A 17,086-nucleotide genomic window follows, 5' to 3' on the forward strand; every position below is an offset into this window, starting at 1 on the left:
TAATAGTAATTAGTTTCAAATAAATAGTTGTAGGGAAGAAAATGTTCCTTGTAAGTAGTAAGCATCCTTTACAATTTTAATTTATAATTATTTATAAAAAAGAAAAGACACCCTAAGGTGCCTTCCTTCGACTTGAACCATCTTAATTTTAATAATATATTGGACTCCCATCCAAATATTATTTTACCATGTTAAATTGTTTTATTCATTGAGAAATATAGTTTCATTTTATATTTAAAAGAATTCTATAGGCTAGAACCACCTATTAATTAGGGGGAACTGACATGTTAAGCTAATATTATAGTACTTCTAGAACGGAAATTTTTTTTAATATGTATACGAGCCACATACCAAAAAAAAGACACTCTCAAGAGTGCCTCTCCTTAGCAGCCGAATCCGCCGCCCCAACAGCTAGCGCCAACGATGATTAATAAGATGAAGAGCACAACAAGTAAGGCAAATCCGCCGCCGAAACCACAGCCTCCACCACAACTACCGCCATAGCCCATATTAACTCCTCCTTCCATAAAGACCATTTATTAATGGATTTAATTTAATTTATGTTTTTAAGGATGAATGGAGCAGGTCCTTAAAAAAATAAAAGGATTTTAGAAGTTAAAAAGAGTTGACGACCTTATTTTTGTCACCGGTATCCCGCCTTCTACATATTGTATTTTATTCTGTGTATTGGGGGAAGGAGGATCTTATGGCTAATTCTGAGATGATTTTACGTTTACTTACGGATTTAAAGATTGAACAACAATTGCTGAAAGAACAGTTAGAGAAAATGCAAACAGCTGTGACTATTCTTGAAGAAAAATCAGTGACGCTTAAAGAAAAACCAGCGACGCTTAAAGAAAAAACAATGACTCCTGAAGAAAAACCATCTGTTACAAAGCAAAGAGCTTTTTCTGGACGCCCAACATCTTTTCGTGATTGGAGAGCATCTAGTCAAAAAAATTAGGGAATGTTATGTGAAATGATAAATGAAAAAGTACAGTCTGCTGTAGAAAAGACTGTACTTTTTTATGTTAGTAGAGAATGTTAAGGGAGACGTATTTATTTTGCCTATTCCAATTCCACTTTTAATTGGAGCTCTTTATCTAACTTATCATTATTAAATTTTAAAGTTAATCCTCGCGTGTTTTTCGGTACATCGAATACAATGTTTCCGTCCGAATGTTCATCAGGGTTAACAATACCAAATTTAAATGTAGACGTATTTGCAGCTTTAAGTACGGATTGATATTCATTAGAAATGTGATATTCTCTTCCAAATCCATCAATTAATTTAAAGTTGTTAATATCTAGTGTAATGGGTTCTTCTTTACGATTATAAACTGCGATGTCTAATACTTTAAAGACACCTTGTGCTTTAACTTCTCCAGTCCCTATAACATCTAATGACTCGGCAGATCCCATTGACATGTATACATCAGAGGAATCTACATTGGTAGGAAGTTCTTTTTGCGAATCCTTGCTGCTAAGTTTGTCATTCTCTGTTTTTTTAGAAGTCGCCTGCTCATTTTTCGCAGGCGCATCATGTGAACCGCAAGCTGATACTCCAAACAAGAATGTGCTACATAATAATGGGGCTAATAACTTTTTGTTCATCGTTTCTTCCTTCCAAAATAGAAGCACTTTAATGAGTGCTATATATTTGTCTTTATATGTATTACATTTTATATCTTATTATATTAATTTTGGAAGGAAAAGGGAAAATATTGTGCATTTCTCTGATTCGAGTTATTTATCCGTCTAAAAGTTGAAATTAAAATGAGCCCCATAAATGATAAACCATTCCACTAACAAAAAACACTAATCCTAAAAATAAAACAATTAAGGCAAGTATTCCATTTTTATTATGTTCCATAAAATTATCTCCTTTTCATTTACTTATCTACAAAAAGCCTTTAGTCGTAATTATGTCTAAAGGCTTTGATCTTCATACTTTGTAGTTTATAAAAAAGTTGCACTGCTGTATTAATTTGGAATATGATTATTTAAAGAGAAGGTGATGAGTACATGCAGGACAAAAAACAATTCCCGCTTATATCTGGAAATCTCTCATTAGATTTAGTAAATACAGAGCTAGTTAGGCGTGGACAACGTTATGATTTATTAATAACAAATGAAGATGTATTAGAATGGCTACATGTAATAAAGGTTAATCTTCCTTTTTGGAATGAAAAAACATTTATAAGGATTCAAGAGCGCACGAATCAAGTTACATCTAGCATATTAGAGGTAAGAGAAGTACTGAGAAAACAGTTTGAGGCAATTGCTGATCAACAAGAGATTTCTAATGATTTTATTACGTATTTAGAAAAACAAATTGAGAAGGCACCATTTACATATAAAATCATTGAACAGCAGCTAGTATCTATCCCGGTTGGAGAAATCGAGGATATACTCGCATCGTTAATTGCATTTGATGCTTTAACGTTAATAGCAGAAAATAAGCTTATTTTCCTTAAAAGGTGTTCAAATCCTGACTGTGTTTTATTATTTATAGATAAGAGTGGGAAACGAAAATGGTGTTCTATGAAAATATGTGGGAACCGGAAAAAGGTAGCAAAATTTCAGGATCGAAAATTTGAAGAAGTCTAGAGAATCAACTTATAACAGTTGATTCTTTTTTTTTATTCTTTAACTAACCTCTAAAATTGATATTTACAGGTTAGTTATATCAAGTTATAATTGTTGGTAAATAAAGGAGGAGAACGATGGATAATATAACAGCAACTAAGCAGAAAGATCCTCAACCAATAAGTGTACGATATTTTACGAAAATGAAAGGGAAAGGAAGAAGTCCATTACAAGTAAATATAAAGGACTCTTTAACAGGACTACTAGGGGGATTTTTAACAATTCTTACCTTAACATATTTAACGAGCATAACCTCTACAGAATTATTAATGGCTCCATTTGGGGCGAGTTGTGTATTAGCATTTGGAGTTTGGAATGCGCCATTATCTCAGCCGCGTAATATTATTGGAGGACATTTGATTTCAACTTTCATTGGTCTATCAATATATCATTTGTTTGGGAATGAATATTGGACAATTGCTTTAGCGGTGGGGATGGCAATAGCCGTTATGATGTTAACGAGAACGACGCACCCTCCGGCAGGGGCCGATCCGATTATCGTTATTTTAGGGGCAAATAGTTGGAGTTATTTAGTAACACCAGTTTTAATTGACTCCGTAGTTATTGTAGTTATTGCTTTATTCATCAATAACATGAGTAGTAAAAGAAGCTATCCAACTTTTTGGATGTAGTTTATAAAGAAAAGACAATTTAAATCGCTTTCTACAGTTTTCTCCCGGTCCCAAAACGCAATGACAATAATCAAAATGATAAGACATACCCGTATAAAACGTAATTCTCTTGCAACAGGATGTTCCATCTGTTAGTCTCCTTTACTGTTTGATAGAGTCTGTTTATAAAAGAGATAATTCCTAGGAATATAAATAAAAAAGACACCGTAAAGTGTCTTTTTTATTTTAGTTATGCGCATTACTTAATAAGACGCTAGTTCCTCAGTCTGGCTATGAGTAACTATGTAGGGTAATTCCATTATAACATTTTAACCAGTAATGGGTCTATATGGAATTTTGTTGATTTTCTTTTTGATTATTCAGAATGACTTGCCAAGTATTTGGATGAGGAAAGCAGTGAGACAGAAGCGACTAAACATGTTTTAGAAGAGTGTCTTCTTTTTTGTATCATTGTGAGTAAAGTGTAGAGTTATATTTCCCTTTACACAAACATAACGGTATAATATAGTTAAGTTAAGTAAACTTAACTATTAAGCAAAACGAAATAAAAGCATGGAGGATGCTATGACTAGAACGTATAAAGAAGTAATTAATGAAATGAATCGAGCCTATACGGAACTCTATATTTTACTATTTCAAGATTTAAAGGATGAGTTCGGTCTTACTGGGCAGCAAGAGAGCATGTTATTTCATATTCATTTAAATGAAAACACGACAGCAAATAACATTGCGAGTACGTTTAATATAACGAAAAGTGCTGTGAGCCAAGTTTTATCGAAATTGGAAAAGCAACAGATGATTTCGAAACAAGTGAATCCTAACAATAAAAGGGAGTATTTCCTTACGATCGGTCCAAACGGTAGTAAATATATCGAAAGATTGTCTGAGTTAGATGATGTATTGATCGAGAAATATTTCTCGAAAATTGATATTGGAGCGTTGCAGCAAATGACTGATACGTTAACGAAAATAAATAAAGTGATATTGGAAGAAAAGCAGAAGGATCTTGAGTCTAATGAGTAAGAATGAAGATGAAGCAATTAGTAGAAAGGAGGAGAAGCGTGTGATGAGTTACATACCAAATATGATTACGATAGCAAATTTTGTGTGTGGGCTTTTGGCTATTCACGCTGTTTTCGTTCACGATATGCATGGTGCAGTTATGTTCATTATTACAGGTATGGTATTTGATCTGTTTGATGGTATGGTCGCTCGGAAACTAGATGCTGCTTCGGAAATAGGCGGAGAGTTAGACTCATTTGCGGATTTAGTGACCTTCGGTGTGGCACCATCTATTCTTGCCTATAGTGTCGCTTTAAAAGATTTGCAGTTTATCGGGATGATATGTGCGCTCGCTTATAGTATTTGCGGAATGCTGCGGCTTGCTAGATTTAACACGCAACAAAGCAAACTCCCAACATTCATCGGAATGCCCATTCCATTTGCGGCAATGTGTCTCCTCATTTTATGCCTCCTAAATAACCCAGTTTCCGTGGCATTTGGCACATGCGTACTCGCTTATTTAATGGTGAGTAAAATCAAATTCCCTCATTTTAAAAAAGATATATCGGAAAGCTTGAAGTCCGAAAGATGGGATTAATAGGAAAGATAAGGAGCATAATATGATTCGTATGGCATTAAGATCATTCAACATACAAATATATTGTTTATTAGGCGTGATGTTATTGGGATGGTTGCTGACACCTTTTCCAGCCCAGTTTGTAGGGATAAGCATCGGCCTTTTAGTGAGTATGTACTGCGCCTGGATTTTAGGAAGGCGTATCGAAAAGTTCGGAAATAGCATCGTAAAAAAAGAAAAAGCACCAATGCTCGGCATGATGAATCGGTTTGCAGCCGCCATACTCGGTGCGATTATTATGTATGAAATTGAACACCGTGAGTACATGTGGACATTTGCAGCTGGAATTATGGGTGGGTATTTCCTGATTATTATTAATTTGGGCTATTACAGTATGAGGGATGAGAAGAAATAAAGTGCTGTGTAAATAACTAATTTGGATGATTTGAATGTAAAAGCCTCAAAACTTTCTTTTCTAGAGAGCTTTTTATTACAAAGAAAAGACACCCATATAAGAGTGTCTTTTCCAATAGTTTTTTAGCAGAAGCAAGAAGCTCCAACAATGATTAATAAAATAAACAATACAACTAGTAAAGCAAAGCCGCCGCCACAACCACTACTACAACTACCACCAAATCCCATAATAGTTCCTCCTTTAATAAGAGGGGAAAACAAGGGGTCACTCATGTATTTTAATGGATTCAACTTACTTTATGTTTTTTACACAATAATTGAGCAGGTCCATTTGCAAATAAAGAAAAGACACCCTAAGGTGCCTTCCTCCGACTTGAACCATCTTAATTTTAATAATATTGGACTCCTGTCCGAATATTATTTTACCATGTTAAGTTGTTTTGTAAAATGTTCCATATCGATAATTGCAATAAACGTTTTAGTTTTGGAGTTATGTATCTGTCTAAACGTTGAAATTAATAAAAGTCCGATTGGTGAGGGCTGATTAAAGTTTCACTTTATCGAATTTGGAACTGAAAATGTACTAGCTTGATAATGAAGCCTGGCTATTAGAATTGAAAAATTTTAGTTTTATTATAATTAATAGAAATGAGAGTAGTGTGAATATAAAGCCGCTCCAAATAAGCTGGTGAATACCTAAGTTTGAAATGAACCAGCCTCCAATAGTGGTTCCTAAAGTAATTCCGAGATTTGAGAACGAAACGAATAGACTGTTACCAAATTCAGGTGCTTCTTTAGCTTCACTTATTAACCATGTTTGACCAACAATTAATCCACCAGCATGTACGATTCCCCAAATGAATACTATAAAAATCATTGGAACAAGGTAGGAACCTAAATAATAAACCAATATGTAAACAATAGAATATAGAATAGGGAATGATATTACAGTGTTTATTATGCTTTTTTGCAGGAGACCACCAAATAAATGATTACCTAAAATCATAACTATACCAAATATGAATAGCATGATACTGATGAGAGATCCATTCATGGAAGTTACTTTTGCAAGGTACTCGGCGAAGTAGCTGTATACGGAAAACATGGCTGCAAAAAGGAATGTGACGGTTAAAATATTTAACCATAATCCTGGTTTGCCGAGTATACGAATTTGTTTGCCGAAAGACATTTTTTCTTTAACAGGCATAGAAGGAAGTAGGAGTAGTATTCCAATGAATGCAAGAGTGTTAACGAATGCTCCGAATAAGAAAGCCATTTCGAGTGAAAATTGGTCTGCAAGGTAAGAGGTTAGTGGTATACCTAAAGCGAAACCAACAGTAATTCCCATGAAAACTTTTGTAACTGCTTGACCGCTCTTTTCTGGAGGGACAAGTTTAGCAGCTGTTACAAGAGCGATTGAAAAGAAGAGTGGATGAAGCGCTGCCGGTAAAATACGAAAAACAAGCATGACTTCAAATTGTGTTGTATAAGCGTAGATTAAATTTGAAATAACAAATGTGAAAATTGCTGTTAATAAAATTATTTTGCGATTAATACTAGAGACGAGCAGAATTAAAAACGGACCAGAAATAGCAACAACTAGTGCAAATATACTTACTAAAAATCCAGCTTGTGTAGTTGAAATTCCGAACTTTTCAGTGATTTGTGGTAATACGCCGACAATACCCATCTCGGTAGTAATAATTCCGAACACACCTATTGCAAGTGTCAGAATAAGTAAAGGATTTACTTTTTTCATTTATAAAACTCTCCATTCGTATCAGTATTTTGAAAGTAAATTCATTAACAAAGAAGCATTATTATAAGCATGATTGGATGCCAATATTATCAGGAGTATGTAATCTGAAATACAATAACAGATATCTAAATAACTAGATATGATATATTAAAAAAAATTCTCCTTTCGATGTTTCTTGCTTTTACAGGCAGTGCAATTTATAAGAAGTCATTGGATACCTGTAAAAAAGCAGAATGTGTGAAAGCTAATAATCAATTAGTATGCTGATTGATTATTAGCTTTCATTTTATAATTCGTTTTGGACGTATTCAGAAAACTCTCGTATTGTTTTTTCATTTCGACGATAGTAGGTCCATTTTCCAATTCGGTCAGACTCTAGTAAGCCTGCTTTTTTCATAGTTAATAAATAACTAGAAATAACCGATTGAGCTAAGCCAGTTTTAAGCTGGATATCTCCTACACATACTCCAACTTGAAAGTTAAGGTCTTGTTCTAGGTAAGGTTTTTCGTCGAAATGGTTTTCTGGATTTTTTAACCATGATAAAATTTGACATCTTGTTTCATTTGACAATGCTTTATAAATTAATAAAGGTTCCATAAGGATATTATATCTACTTTTATAGATTTGTAAATGGGTTTTAGTGATTTTAAGGGAAGAAGGTATAGTTGATCCCCTTGAATAGGAATAAGATGCTCTTGATTTGTACCCTTTGTAAAGGACATTATAAAAAAAATCGGTAACCTAAAAAAGATGATTTCTGTATGCAAACAGGAGTCATCTTCTGTACATTCTATTGATAGCAAGAGTGATTATAGTACGTCATATATTTCTTAATTTCATGTTTTAACTGAACAAACGATTCACATGATTTTATATATGCTTCATCGGTTAAAGTATTACGAGGATTACGTGCAAAAATGATAATATTGTTAAGTGTAAGCATACTGTTGCCTAGCTATCAATGGTGGATTCCTAAGAAGAGTAATAATAAAACCCAACTGAAGATTTAAGAAAAATTTTATGTTTACCCCACTTTTTATTTTAAAAGTTTCTCCTATCCTATAAACAACAAAGTCATAGATGAAATTGTAAAGTTAGGGGATTCTACATGGATACAGGAGTTTTGATGAGTTATTTGTATACTTATTTTTTTACTATTATGTTTTGTATTGTGTTTCAAATTGGATTTTATTTTAAAGCGAAAAGAACTATATCTATTCTGCATTTTTTGTGGGTATATGTTTTTCTATTCTACCTTTCGCTAGTGTATAGGGTGACGCAGATCGCGACTGTATGGGATATAAGTAGATATGAAACGTGGATTCGTGTAAGTCAAATCAACTTGACTCTATTTGATACGGCAGGTAGTACGACGTATCTTTTGAACATTGTACTGTTTATGCCATTAGGTTTTTTATTACCGACTATTTGGTCGCAGTTTAGAAAAATGAAAAACACCGTATGTGCGGGATTCTTTTTTTCATTGGCAATTGAGTTAAACCAATTATTAAATAATAGAATTACAGATATTGATGATGTATTTACGAATACCCTTGGGGCAATTGTGGGGTATGTAATATATAGAGTTTTATTTAAAATGTTTAAAATGATATGTAAAAGAGAGGAAAAAAGGCTTGATACGAACTCTTCTTTAGTTATAAAATACGAGGCTGTTTTTTGTTTAGTTTTTTCATTTGTAGGTGCGATGTTCATTTATTATCCTGGAGACATGTAAGCCGGCGATCTATTCTAGTTCTTCTCGCTTATACACGGTAAAATATGAATTGTTCATCCTTTTTTCTAACTTAATAGATACAGTTTATGTATGACATGATAGGCAGGTGTAAATGTGTTAAATGTTCAATTATCTCAATACTTACTAAAAGAGTCTAAACCAGCTCTTCATACAGATGAAAAACGAGTGTATATGTTAAAAGATGAAGGGCTATCACCGTATCCTATTTATTTAAATCACCCTATTATGATAGGAGTGGGAACGAATTTGAATCAGCATACAGGATTCGAAGAAATCATTAAAGGATTTATGGGTACACATAACAAATTTCCTATGTATATGTTATTTGAAACTTATTTATGTAGAGACTTTATTGAAGGGTTTTTAGAAGAGAATAAACTTCATTTTGAGCTAGTTTTTACTAATAAGAAAAAGGATACGAACTTTTTTAAAGTGTGCATTACCAATAGTGATGATATAACCACACTTATGAAGTATTTCTTCCAATCAGCACAAGATTCTCTCTATACGCTATTAAGCTATTCAGCAGACTGTAAGATTATCAGTAATCGTACTGGTGGGATTGAAATAAAAGCGGACAGTTTCTATCCAAGCTTTTCATTTATGTATGATGCGCAAGAATTATTTATTATTGGTGGAGAAGAAAAATGGTCTGATATCCATTATATAAAAAGATTTTTCCATCTTGAGCAGATTACAGATGAGCTAATTATTGATTTAAGAAAATGAGAGACGAGAGAGAATAAATGAAAAAACCCTCAAGTATAGAACGACATACTTGAGGGTTTTTATGTATGAAGAAGGGCCTTGTATCATATATTTTATTCGTCGTTGCATGTAAGTCATTCGGTTTATAAAAACAATGTGCTAAAGAGAGTAAAGAAGGCTTTTCTATTTTTCCCGAGAATGAAAAGAAATATATAATCTAATTTTCGTGAATGTAATAAGGAGGCAGTAAAATTTGAATAGGAAAATTTGGTTTGTAGTTACTTGTTTTGCATTTTTAGTAGCTAGTTATATTGTTGTCCAATATTTTATTATGGATGGATTTCAAACAGGGCTTGTAAAAGTGAAGCTTATGTTTGGATCTAAATTAAGTGCGTTCTGGTATATGATGCTATTTATACATATTACAACTAGTATAGTAGCATTAGTAATTGGTCCTTTTACATTATCCACTAGATTTAGAGAAAGGAATATCAACCGTCATCGAATAATTGGGAGAATCTATATGGTTGGTATATTATTAGGAGGCGTTTCTGGACTATACCTATCTTTTTATGCTACGGGAGGATTGGTAGCGAAGCTAGGTTTCGGTTTGTTATCTGTATTTTGGCTAACATCAGCATATCAAGCATTACATAGAGTTAAGAATAAACAAATTAAAGACCATCGGAATTGGATGATTAGAAATTATTCTTTAACCTTTGGAGCAGTTACATTAAGAATTTGGCTACCGTTGTTTATCGTTCTATTTGGAATAGAGCGCTTTGAACTTAGTTACGCTATTATTGCTTGGTTAGCGTGGGTACCTAATTTAATTGTTGCAGAATTATTCATAAGAAAAAGACTTAATAGGGGAAAATACGAAGGAAATGAGGATTTACATTTTTGATGTGAATTTGCTGTAATATTGAGGGCAGAATTCTTCAGTAATTGAATTTTTAAATAGCTGGATTTCGTTTGTAGATTCAAAAATCCGCTAATTTTATTGAATAAATAGAAAATACTTTCTTTTTTCGTTTATTTAATTTAATATCAATAAGGGCACCAAAAAAATAGATAGAGGTGCTAAAATGTACGGTATTATTAATTATGAAGTGTTTTTACTAACAGGAATTTTATTGAATTTAATTCCTGGTGCAGACACCATGTACATTGTGGGGAGAAGTATTTCACAAGGTAGAAAAGCAGGTGTGTATTCTGTTTTTGGTATTATTACTGGTTCTTTAGTTCATACGTTGTTGGTTGCTTTTGGTTTATCTATTATACTTACAAAATCCATTGTGCTATTTAACATCATTAAGGTTATAGGTGTTATCTATCTCGTCTATTTAGGGATTAAAATGATACTTGATAAGACGAATGTAGCTTTCCAGGCCTCGTCCAATAAATTGAACATTAGAAAAATATATATACAAGGGCTTTTAACAAGTCTTACGAATCCAAAAGTCTCTTTATTCTTTATTGCGTTTCTTCCGCAATTTATAGATACAAAGGCTTCAGGTCCTATGCCTTTTATCATTTTAGGACTTACTTTTACAGTAACCGGACTATTATGGTGTTTATTTGTTGCTTATTTTTCTTCATATGTTACAAAAAAATTAAGAGGAAACCAAAAGGTAGGAATGATTCTAAATAAGATAACAGGACTGATTTTTATTGGTATGGGGTTAAAGTTGCTTCAAACAAAAGCTCCTCAATAAACCTGAATAACATAAAAATGCCCCCTTTCAAGAGATGTAATCTTAGGTTTAGGCTAATTTCTACATACTAAAAAGTCCCTTTAACTTTGAAGGGACTTTTTGCTTGTTATTTTGAGTTATTTAAAAATTTATTGCAAGAAACAACCTATACTTTAATTGACGTTGTGCGAGTTTAGCTTGATAGCAATGGGGTAAGCACAGCGGATATTTCAAGGTGAGGAATGATACAGAGTTTTAAATATTTAAACGTGATGGCATATGGAAAGTAGGAGAAGTTGCCTTTCAATAAATATACGTACAAAAATAGGATGGCCAATTGAAGCCATCCTATTTGTATTACCAACTAGCAGTTTCCGTACTTTCCTTCAACCACTTCACCCAATCCAAATCTTCTACCTTAAGCAAACTGAGCGAAACACCTTTCATATCTAAAGAAGTTAGCAATGTACCAACTTTTACGAATGTAATCTGTAATCCTTCCAGCTCACATAAACGGCGAATGTCATTTGCGAAAATGTATTGCTCCATTAATGGAGTTGCGCCTAATCCGTTAATGAGAATGGCAAAGTTGTCGCCTTTTCTCCAGCGATAAATGCTTTTTAGTTTGTTCATTAGTTCGATTGCTAATATTTCAGAAGAGGATAGTGCTTCTTTACGATATCCTTTTTCTCCGTGAATGCCGACGCCGTAAAACACTTCATCGTCATTTAATGTGAATGAAGCTTTTCCTTTCACTGGATCGTTTGCAGGTGAAAGAGCAACTCCTAATGTGTGTAAGTTTTCTGTAACAGAACGGCCAATTGTTGTTAGTTCTTCTAAAGAATGACCTTCAAGAGCAGCCGCACCAAGTATTTTTTGAATGAAAACAGTACCAGCAACGCCGCGTCTTCTTTTATTAAAAGAAGCATCATCTTCAATTGAAACGTCGTCATTTACGATGATATGGTCAATTTTTCTTCCTTCTTCTTTAGCGATCTGCTCAGCCGCTAGAAAGTTCTCAACGTCATCTTTAAAGTTTTTAATGATGAATAAAATACTTTTATCTTTTGGCATGAGGCGAGTAGCCGCTACAATTTGTTCCACTGTAGGCGGAGTGAAAATGCTGCCGTTTACTGCCGCTGTAAGCATACCTTTTCCTACATAGCCAATATCAGCGGGTTCATGTCCGCTACCACCGCCGCTTATAATCGCGACGTTTTGCTTTAGTTTTTCGATATCCTTTACATAAATGATGTTATTTGTTTCGTCGTAATTTACTTTGTCGTTATGTTCAAAATAAAAGCCATGCAGCATATCTTGAACGATATGTTGTACATCATTCATAATCTTTTTCATTGCTTTTGCCACCCTTTAATTACTTTGCTGATTGCTCAAGTAATAGTAGTAATTGATTGTTTATCATATTTTTCATAAGAGAAGACATAATGGAAGGATCTACTTCGCACTTGCTTTCAATCCAATCTTTTATTGTTCCAACGAAGCCGTGACTATAAAAGGAGGCAATCGTATTTTTTGTCTCATCAGAAAGGCTGAATCCACAGCTTACAGATAGTTCATCAATAATCTTCATATATAAGTTTTTCGTATGCTCAAATAAATAGTGATTAAACGAGTTTTGCTCAATAACTTTAAAAGCATTTCGGTAAAATTTTTGATTTTCATAAAAGTAATCAAATAATAAATCAAAAATGTTTTCCCATTTTTCATAATCGAGAAAGTCTATAATATTTTCTTTCGTTTCTTCTCTATAAATCCAGCTTAATAGTTCAAATTTATCTTTAAAATGATAATAAAAAGTTTGCCTACGCATTTGACAGTGTAACATAATATCGCTCACTGATATTTTATGAAACGACTCTGTTTCCATTAAATATTTCAATGAGTTCGCGATTATCTTTTTAGAAATTATAGAAGAGGTCATCTGAATCATCCCTAGAATGTTAGTAATATAAAAATCCTATCTATAAATGAGAGCGGTGTCTTTAGACAGATTGTCCATTTTGTCCGTTTACTATAAAACGCTTTCATTTTAACATGAGTAGTAAGAAGAAGATTTCAAATATATCACAATATATTAAAGGAATTGAGGGATAATCACAATGAAAAAGATTATAAACAAACCAGAAACATTAGTAATGGAAATGTGTAACGGAATGGTTATGGCTCACCCAGAGCTTGAACTTTTGAAAAAATATAAAGTTATTAAGAAGAAAGAAATGAACGAAAACAAAGTAACGTTAATTAGTGGCGGCGGTAGTGGCCATGAGCCGGCACATGCAGGATTAGTCGGAAAAGGAATGTTAGATGCGGCGGTGTGCGGAGATGTTTTTGCTTCTCCTTCACAAATTCAGGTATATCAAGCAATTAAAGAAACAGCTAGTAAAAAAGGTACGTTATTAATTATTAAAAATTATAGCGGCGATATTATGAATTTCAAAAACGGTGCGCATTTAGCGACGGAAGATGGAATTGAAGTCGACTACGTAAAAGTGGACGATGATATTGCGGTAGAAGATAGTCTGTATACAGTAGGACGCCGCGGCGTTGCAGGAGTTATTTTAGTTCATAAAATTGCCGGCGCAGCAGCGGAAGCAGGTATGGATTTAGGAGCGGTGAAAGCTGTCGCAGAAAAAGCAGCGGCTAACGTGCGCACAATTGGTTTAGCGTTAACGTCTTGTACAGTTCCAGCGAGCGGATCACCTACTTTCACACTTGCGGAAGATGAAATGGAATACGGCGTAGGTATTCACGGCGAGCCAGGAATTAAGCGTGAAAAAATGTTGTCAGCAGATGAACTAGCGAACCGTATGACAAATGACCTTGTAAAAGATTTAGGAGTAAAAGATGGCGAGGAAATCGCACTTCTAGTTAACGGTTTTGGCGGAACACCACTGCAGGAACTTTACTTATTTAACAACGCCGTTACGAGAGAACTAGCTGCAAGAAACATTAAAATTAATAGAGTATTCGTCGGTAACTATATGACAAGTATTGATATGGCTGGTATGTCTTTAACTGTAATGAAGTTAGATGAAGAGCTAAAAACATTACTATCAAAAGAATGTAATACACCAGCGTTTAAAGTAGATGGGCCAGTTGAAAGTGTAGAGTACGTGAATGTACTGGAAGAGACAGAAGAGAAGGAAGTTTCATTTGAACTAGAAACGGCAGAAGAGCACGCTGTTATTAAAGATAATGTTATTACATTAAACAACATGATTTATCTCGTTGATAAAATGAGCGACGTTATTATTAAAAATGAAGTACCGTTCTGTGAGTTAGATACGCATGCAGGTGATGGTGACTTCGGAATGAGTGTAGCAAAAGGATTTAAGCAATTAAAACGTGAGTGGCATTCTATTGTAGATCAAGAGAACGTAACAATCGGATCATTCCTTGACGGTTGCTCCATGATTATTATGGAACATTGCGGCGGCGCTTCTGGTCCAATTTGGGGCGGTGCATTCCGCGCAGCTAGTAAAGCAGCAGGCGAGAAGCGTGAGTTAACAGTGAAAGAATTCGCTCAAATACTGCAAGCAGCACTGCAAGGCATCCAATCGATCGGTGAAAGATCATTCGGCAGAGGAGCAGTAGTTGGTGACAAAACGCTTGTTGACGCACTTGCTCCATGTGTAGACTCTTGGTTAGATAGCGCCTCAAACGAAGTAGACGTAAAAACTGCCTTTGAAAAAGGTGCAGAAGCAGCGGTTAAAGGAGCAGAGTACACGAAAGAAATCGTAGCTCGCATGGGCCGCGCTGGTACAGTTGGCGAAAGAAGTTTAGGATACCCTGATGCAGGTGCACATGCGCTTGGAGTTATCTTTACGGAGATTGCGGGTAGTTTGAAATAGGAATGAGAAAGTCCCTCTGTCTTAAGACGGAGGGATTTTTCTGTAGTTTTCGAGAATAATAGTATGTGTCTTTTTATATCACCAAAAACGACCGATTTTGGTGATACAGAAGGACATAAATCTTGTTTTTTGTTATGTCTTCATTTACAACGGTTTTCAAAGGAGATATTCTTAGTAAGAAATTATATTGAAAAGAGGTTTTGATTGTATATGATGAAGCTTATTAATCGCTAATTAAAATTCAAACGAATTTTATACTGTAAAAGGTCAAATTAAGGATAATTCCTTGATTTTATTTGTTATACCCTTTTACTAGTAGCGGTTAGAAGACATTATATCTTATCAAAAAATTTCATGTTATTTCACGATATCTATTCTTTCGGGATAGGTGTATTTATAATAGACAGAAATTTGACCATGAGAAGATGTTTCTTCTTGTGGTCTTTTTTTTGTCGTTTTTTGATTCCGGAAGCATGTTTCTATGCCGTTACACCTATTATAAGGCGGTGATTAACGAAAACTTAGTAGTAGATTGTTGTAAGAAATATACACTCTTTTTAGGAAAATATAATAAAAAATGGAGGATTTATCATGAATGAATATCAATTAATTAGTGACTACAAGCAAAATGAAAAATATAAGGAAAGCTTTAATGACCTTGCAAAACATGTATTTGAATTGGATTTTAAAGGATGGTATGACAGGGGCTGTTGGAATGATAACTATATTTGCTATTCTTATGTGGATGGAGATAAAGTCATCGCAAATACATCTATTAATAAAATGAATGTAATCTCTAACGGTAAGGAATATAAAGCAATTCAATTGGGTACAGTGATGACACATCCGGATTATAGACATCAAGGTTTAGCGACTAAATTAATGAATCATATCATTAAAAAATACGAGAAGAATTATGATTTTATATACTTATTCGCGAATGATACGGTGTTAGAATTTTATCCTAAATTTGGTTTTGAAAAGGTGCAAGAAAGTAGCTTCAGCTTGAAGGTTTCAAATATGATACGTCAAATAGATAAAAAGTAAGATTTACGAAAGTTAGATGTTAATAATCAGGCTGATTTTGAGCTGATGAAGGAATATGAAGCCGAAAGAATTCCGGTGTCTTCTAGATTAGGTTTGAAAAATAGTAACATTATTCACTTTAATATATTAATTATTTTTTGTTGTCTTGTTAGTTAAAGGGGTACTTAGTACAAAAAATAACCGTAGATAGTAGCACGAACACTGTTCTTGTTATAATTAATTTTTTTCAGAACGTCTATAATCCTCTTTTGAAAAATATATGTAAATATAATAAAAAACGAATGATTAATAGAAATATTCTACACCACTCGTTTTTTATCGGACTTCTTTTTATTGTACTTTTATTTTCTTTATGAGTTATTAGAAAAATAATTGTCTATATAAGTCTTTATTTTTTCAAAATTCTTTTCCATAAATAAGATTGCTGGTACTTCAATTATTGGAAGATTATTTTCATTATCAAAAGCTGGACACGGTTTGGGAACTACCAAATAGTCAACTGAGTTTTTATCCCTAATATAATTAATTGAAACATTATAATACTTAGAGAAATATTCCTTCAAATCATCCTGATTCCTTAAAAATGGTAGAGAAAATATTGAACCATAATTTATACCAGCGTCGACAATTAATACAAAGCATATTTTTTTCATGATACACCCTCCTCGTATAATAAGTTTTAAGTTAATAACTGTTCCTTGAAAATTAAATAGTTTTTATCTTCAAGAGCTACATCAAAAAATGATGTATGGGTAAAATTTAGTCTTGGATACTGGGGGATTTCCCTAGATAATGGAGGTATAGAAATGGATCCATCGGGAATATGCTTACTCCCCCTGTAGTTCGACCACGTTAAAAGACTGTGACCCAGACCAAAATGCACTGCATACGCACAAGCTGTATCGGTTTCCTTCATTTACCTCTCATAGTGGTGGAAGTTTTGGGAATTAGTACCATTTTTAATTAATACAA

20 protein-coding genes and 2 pseudogenes are annotated in these 17,086 nt (G+C 33.7%); 12 read left to right on the plus strand and 10 right to left on the minus strand.

Annotated elements, in window-relative coordinates; all coding sequences use genetic code 11:
• Window positions 1-383: 383 nt before the first annotated feature.
• Window positions 384-509, minus strand: coding sequence for a YjcZ family sporulation protein (locus tag N2V80_RS05000; RefSeq protein WP_000540377.1), 126 nt, complete (start codon window positions 507-509; stop codon window positions 384-386).
• Between the two features lie 197 nt (window positions 510-706).
• Between N2V80_RS05000 and N2V80_RS05005 the strand changes: the two genes are divergently transcribed.
• On the plus strand, window positions 707-964 hold the full coding sequence (locus N2V80_RS05005; RefSeq protein WP_000013694.1) for a hypothetical protein: 258 nt from the start codon (window positions 707-709) through the stop codon (window positions 962-964).
• Between the two features lie 104 nt (window positions 965-1,068).
• Here N2V80_RS05005 and N2V80_RS05010 read toward each other — a convergent pair whose 3' ends face one another.
• On the minus strand, window positions 1,069-1,614 hold the full coding sequence (locus N2V80_RS05010; RefSeq protein WP_061655465.1) for a DUF4352 domain-containing protein: 546 nt from the start codon (window positions 1,612-1,614) through the stop codon (window positions 1,069-1,071).
• A gap of 411 nt (window positions 1,615-2,025) precedes the next feature.
• On the opposite strand from N2V80_RS05010, the gene N2V80_RS05015 reads away from it, so the two are divergent.
• Both N2V80_RS05015 and N2V80_RS05020 read left to right on the plus strand, forming a co-directional pair.
• Window positions 2,026-2,610 carry a CGNR zinc finger domain-containing protein gene (locus N2V80_RS05015; protein ID WP_003312696.1) on the plus strand — a complete coding sequence of 195 codons (585 nt, stop codon included), beginning with the start codon at window positions 2,026-2,028 and terminating at the stop codon, window positions 2,608-2,610.
• Window positions 2,611-2,726: 116 nt separating this feature from the next.
• On the plus strand, window positions 2,727-3,281 hold the full coding sequence (locus tag N2V80_RS05020) for an HPP family protein (RefSeq protein WP_061655464.1): 555 nt from the start codon (window positions 2,727-2,729) through the stop codon (window positions 3,279-3,281).
• A gap of 29 nt (window positions 3,282-3,310) precedes the next feature.
• Here N2V80_RS05020 and N2V80_RS30480 read toward each other — a convergent pair.
• Window positions 3,311-3,409 (minus strand): annotated as a pseudogene (locus N2V80_RS30480) (YmzC family protein); the annotation flags it as partial.
• A 436-nt stretch (window positions 3,410-3,845) separates the two neighbouring features.
• On the opposite strand from N2V80_RS30480, the gene N2V80_RS05025 reads away from it, so the two are divergent.
• From N2V80_RS05025 to N2V80_RS05035, 3 genes are read left to right on the plus strand one after another with little or no spacing between them, the layout of a single operon-like run.
• Window positions 3,846-4,304, plus strand: coding sequence for a MarR family winged helix-turn-helix transcriptional regulator (locus N2V80_RS05025; RefSeq protein WP_000198950.1), 459 nt, complete (start codon window positions 3,846-3,848; stop codon window positions 4,302-4,304).
• A complete protein-coding gene (gene pssA / locus N2V80_RS05030) occupies window positions 4,297-4,881 on the plus strand; it encodes a CDP-diacylglycerol--serine O-phosphatidyltransferase (RefSeq protein WP_000041621.1) in 585 nt (194 codons plus the stop codon). Before N2V80_RS05025 ends, pssA begins: the two co-directional genes overlap by 8 nt.
• Before the next feature lie 22 nt (window positions 4,882-4,903).
• Window positions 4,904-5,275, plus strand: coding sequence for an ATP synthase subunit I (locus tag N2V80_RS05035; RefSeq protein ID WP_000620582.1), 372 nt, complete (start codon window positions 4,904-4,906; stop codon window positions 5,273-5,275).
• A gap of 122 nt (window positions 5,276-5,397) precedes the next feature.
• On the opposite strand, the gene N2V80_RS05040 is transcribed toward N2V80_RS05035, so the two are convergent.
• The 4 genes and pseudogenes from N2V80_RS05040 to N2V80_RS05055 all read right to left on the minus strand — a co-directional run.
• The gene (locus tag N2V80_RS05040; protein ID WP_000505689.1) at window positions 5,398-5,502 is read right to left on the minus strand and encodes a YjcZ family sporulation protein; all 105 of its coding nucleotides are present in this window, start codon (window positions 5,500-5,502) and stop codon (window positions 5,398-5,400) included.
• A gap of 355 nt (window positions 5,503-5,857) precedes the next feature.
• On the minus strand, window positions 5,858-7,033 hold the full coding sequence (locus N2V80_RS05045) for an MFS transporter (RefSeq protein WP_000757550.1): 1,176 nt from the start codon (window positions 7,031-7,033) through the stop codon (window positions 5,858-5,860).
• A gap of 286 nt (window positions 7,034-7,319) precedes the next feature.
• Window positions 7,320-7,631 carry an ArsR/SmtB family transcription factor gene (locus tag N2V80_RS05050; protein ID WP_000433539.1) on the minus strand — a complete coding sequence of 104 codons (312 nt, stop codon included), beginning with the start codon at window positions 7,629-7,631 and terminating at the stop codon, window positions 7,320-7,322.
• 193 nt (window positions 7,632-7,824) lie between these two features.
• Window positions 7,825-7,926, minus strand: a pseudogene (locus tag N2V80_RS05055) (TetR family transcriptional regulator); the annotation flags it as partial.
• Between the two features lie 216 nt (window positions 7,927-8,142).
• Between N2V80_RS05055 and N2V80_RS05060 the strand changes: the two are divergent.
• The 4 genes from N2V80_RS05060 (at window position 8,143) to N2V80_RS05075 (ending at window position 11,216) form a co-directional block, all read left to right on the plus strand.
• Window positions 8,143-8,769 (plus strand): VanZ family protein, encoded by a 627-nt coding sequence (locus N2V80_RS05060; RefSeq protein ID WP_000379423.1) that lies wholly within the window; start codon window positions 8,143-8,145, stop codon window positions 8,767-8,769.
• A gap of 114 nt (window positions 8,770-8,883) precedes the next feature.
• Complete coding sequence (locus N2V80_RS05065) at window positions 8,884-9,519, plus strand: hypothetical protein (protein WP_053512805.1); 636 nt, start codon at window positions 8,884-8,886, stop codon at window positions 9,517-9,519.
• A gap of 232 nt (window positions 9,520-9,751) precedes the next feature.
• Window positions 9,752-10,405: a DUF2306 domain-containing protein gene (locus N2V80_RS05070; RefSeq protein ID WP_061655463.1), complete on the plus strand. Its 654-nt coding sequence runs from the start codon at window positions 9,752-9,754 to the stop codon at window positions 10,403-10,405.
• A 181-nt stretch (window positions 10,406-10,586) separates the two neighbouring features.
• Window positions 10,587-11,216: a LysE family translocator gene (locus N2V80_RS05075; RefSeq protein ID WP_016109372.1), complete on the plus strand. Its 630-nt coding sequence runs from the start codon at window positions 10,587-10,589 to the stop codon at window positions 11,214-11,216.
• A 336-nt stretch (window positions 11,217-11,552) separates the two neighbouring features.
• On the opposite strand, the gene dhaQ is transcribed toward N2V80_RS05075, so the two are convergent.
• Window positions 11,553-12,551 (minus strand): DhaKLM operon coactivator DhaQ, encoded by a 999-nt coding sequence (dhaQ, locus tag N2V80_RS05080; protein WP_000723342.1) that lies wholly within the window; start codon window positions 12,549-12,551, stop codon window positions 11,553-11,555.
• A 19-nt stretch (window positions 12,552-12,570) separates the two neighbouring features.
• Entirely contained in the window at window positions 12,571-13,137 is a 567-nt protein-coding gene (dhaS, locus tag N2V80_RS05085) for a dihydroxyacetone kinase transcriptional activator DhaS (protein WP_000204212.1), read from the minus strand.
• 178 nt (window positions 13,138-13,315) lie between these two features.
• Between dhaS and dhaK the strand changes: the two genes are divergently transcribed.
• Window positions 13,316-15,067 (plus strand): dihydroxyacetone kinase subunit DhaK, encoded by a 1,752-nt coding sequence (gene dhaK, locus N2V80_RS05090; RefSeq protein WP_080450939.1) that lies wholly within the window; start codon window positions 13,316-13,318, stop codon window positions 15,065-15,067.
• A gap of 591 nt (window positions 15,068-15,658) precedes the next feature.
• Complete coding sequence (locus tag N2V80_RS05095) at window positions 15,659-16,114, plus strand: GNAT family N-acetyltransferase (RefSeq protein ID WP_076775411.1); 456 nt, start codon at window positions 15,659-15,661, stop codon at window positions 16,112-16,114.
• 350 nt (window positions 16,115-16,464) lie between these two features.
• Here N2V80_RS05095 and N2V80_RS05100 read toward each other — a convergent pair whose 3' ends face one another.
• Window positions 16,465-16,767 carry a hypothetical protein gene (locus N2V80_RS05100; RefSeq protein ID WP_016109376.1) on the minus strand — a complete coding sequence of 101 codons (303 nt, stop codon included), beginning with the start codon at window positions 16,765-16,767 and terminating at the stop codon, window positions 16,465-16,467.
• Window positions 16,768-17,086: the final 319 nt, after the last annotated feature.

This window comes from Bacillus sp. FSL W8-0640, from assembly GCF_038007725.1.
In the GTDB taxonomy this organism is placed as follows: domain Bacteria; phylum Bacillota; class Bacilli; order Bacillales; family Bacillaceae_G; genus Bacillus_A; species Bacillus_A cereus.

What these genes read in the sequence shown, in the direction of transcription:
- N2V80_RS05000 (WP_000540377.1), bottom strand. Translation starts at nt 509, where the DNA reads ATGGGCTATGGCGGTAGTTGTGGTGGAGGCTGTGGTTTCGGCGGCGGA.
- N2V80_RS05005 (WP_000013694.1), top strand. Translation starts at nt 707, where the DNA reads ATGGCTAATTCTGAGATGATTTTACGTTTACTTACGGATTTAAAGATT.
- N2V80_RS05010 (WP_061655465.1), bottom strand. Translation starts at nt 1,614, where the DNA reads ATGAACAAAAAGTTATTAGCCCCATTATTATGTAGCACATTCTTGTTT.
- N2V80_RS05015 (WP_003312696.1), top strand. Translation starts at nt 2,026, where the DNA reads ATGCAGGACAAAAAACAATTCCCGCTTATATCTGGAAATCTCTCATTA.
- N2V80_RS05020 (WP_061655464.1), top strand. Translation starts at nt 2,727, where the DNA reads ATGGATAATATAACAGCAACTAAGCAGAAAGATCCTCAACCAATAAGT.
- N2V80_RS05025 (WP_000198950.1), top strand. Translation starts at nt 3,846, where the DNA reads ATGACTAGAACGTATAAAGAAGTAATTAATGAAATGAATCGAGCCTAT.
- pssA (WP_000041621.1), top strand. Translation starts at nt 4,297, where the DNA reads ATGAGTAAGAATGAAGATGAAGCAATTAGTAGAAAGGAGGAGAAGCGT.
- N2V80_RS05035 (WP_000620582.1), top strand. Translation starts at nt 4,904, where the DNA reads ATGATTCGTATGGCATTAAGATCATTCAACATACAAATATATTGTTTA.
- N2V80_RS05040 (WP_000505689.1), bottom strand. Translation starts at nt 5,502, where the DNA reads ATGGGATTTGGTGGTAGTTGTAGTAGTGGTTGTGGCGGCGGCTTTGCT.
- N2V80_RS05045 (WP_000757550.1), bottom strand. Translation starts at nt 7,033, where the DNA reads ATGAAAAAAGTAAATCCTTTACTTATTCTGACACTTGCAATAGGTGTG.
- N2V80_RS05050 (WP_000433539.1), bottom strand. Translation starts at nt 7,631, where the DNA reads ATGGAACCTTTATTAATTTATAAAGCATTGTCAAATGAAACAAGATGT.
- N2V80_RS05060 (WP_000379423.1), top strand. Translation starts at nt 8,143, where the DNA reads ATGGATACAGGAGTTTTGATGAGTTATTTGTATACTTATTTTTTTACT.
- N2V80_RS05075 (WP_016109372.1), top strand. Translation starts at nt 10,587, where the DNA reads ATGTACGGTATTATTAATTATGAAGTGTTTTTACTAACAGGAATTTTA.
- dhaQ (WP_000723342.1), bottom strand. Translation starts at nt 12,551, where the DNA reads ATGAAAAAGATTATGAATGATGTACAACATATCGTTCAAGATATGCTG.
- dhaS (WP_000204212.1), bottom strand. Translation starts at nt 13,137, where the DNA reads ATGACCTCTTCTATAATTTCTAAAAAGATAATCGCGAACTCATTGAAA.
- dhaK (WP_080450939.1), top strand. Translation starts at nt 13,316, where the DNA reads ATGAAAAAGATTATAAACAAACCAGAAACATTAGTAATGGAAATGTGT.
- N2V80_RS05095 (WP_076775411.1), top strand. Translation starts at nt 15,659, where the DNA reads ATGAATGAATATCAATTAATTAGTGACTACAAGCAAAATGAAAAATAT.
- N2V80_RS05100 (WP_016109376.1), bottom strand. Translation starts at nt 16,767, where the DNA reads ATGAAAAAAATATGCTTTGTATTAATTGTCGACGCTGGTATAAATTAT.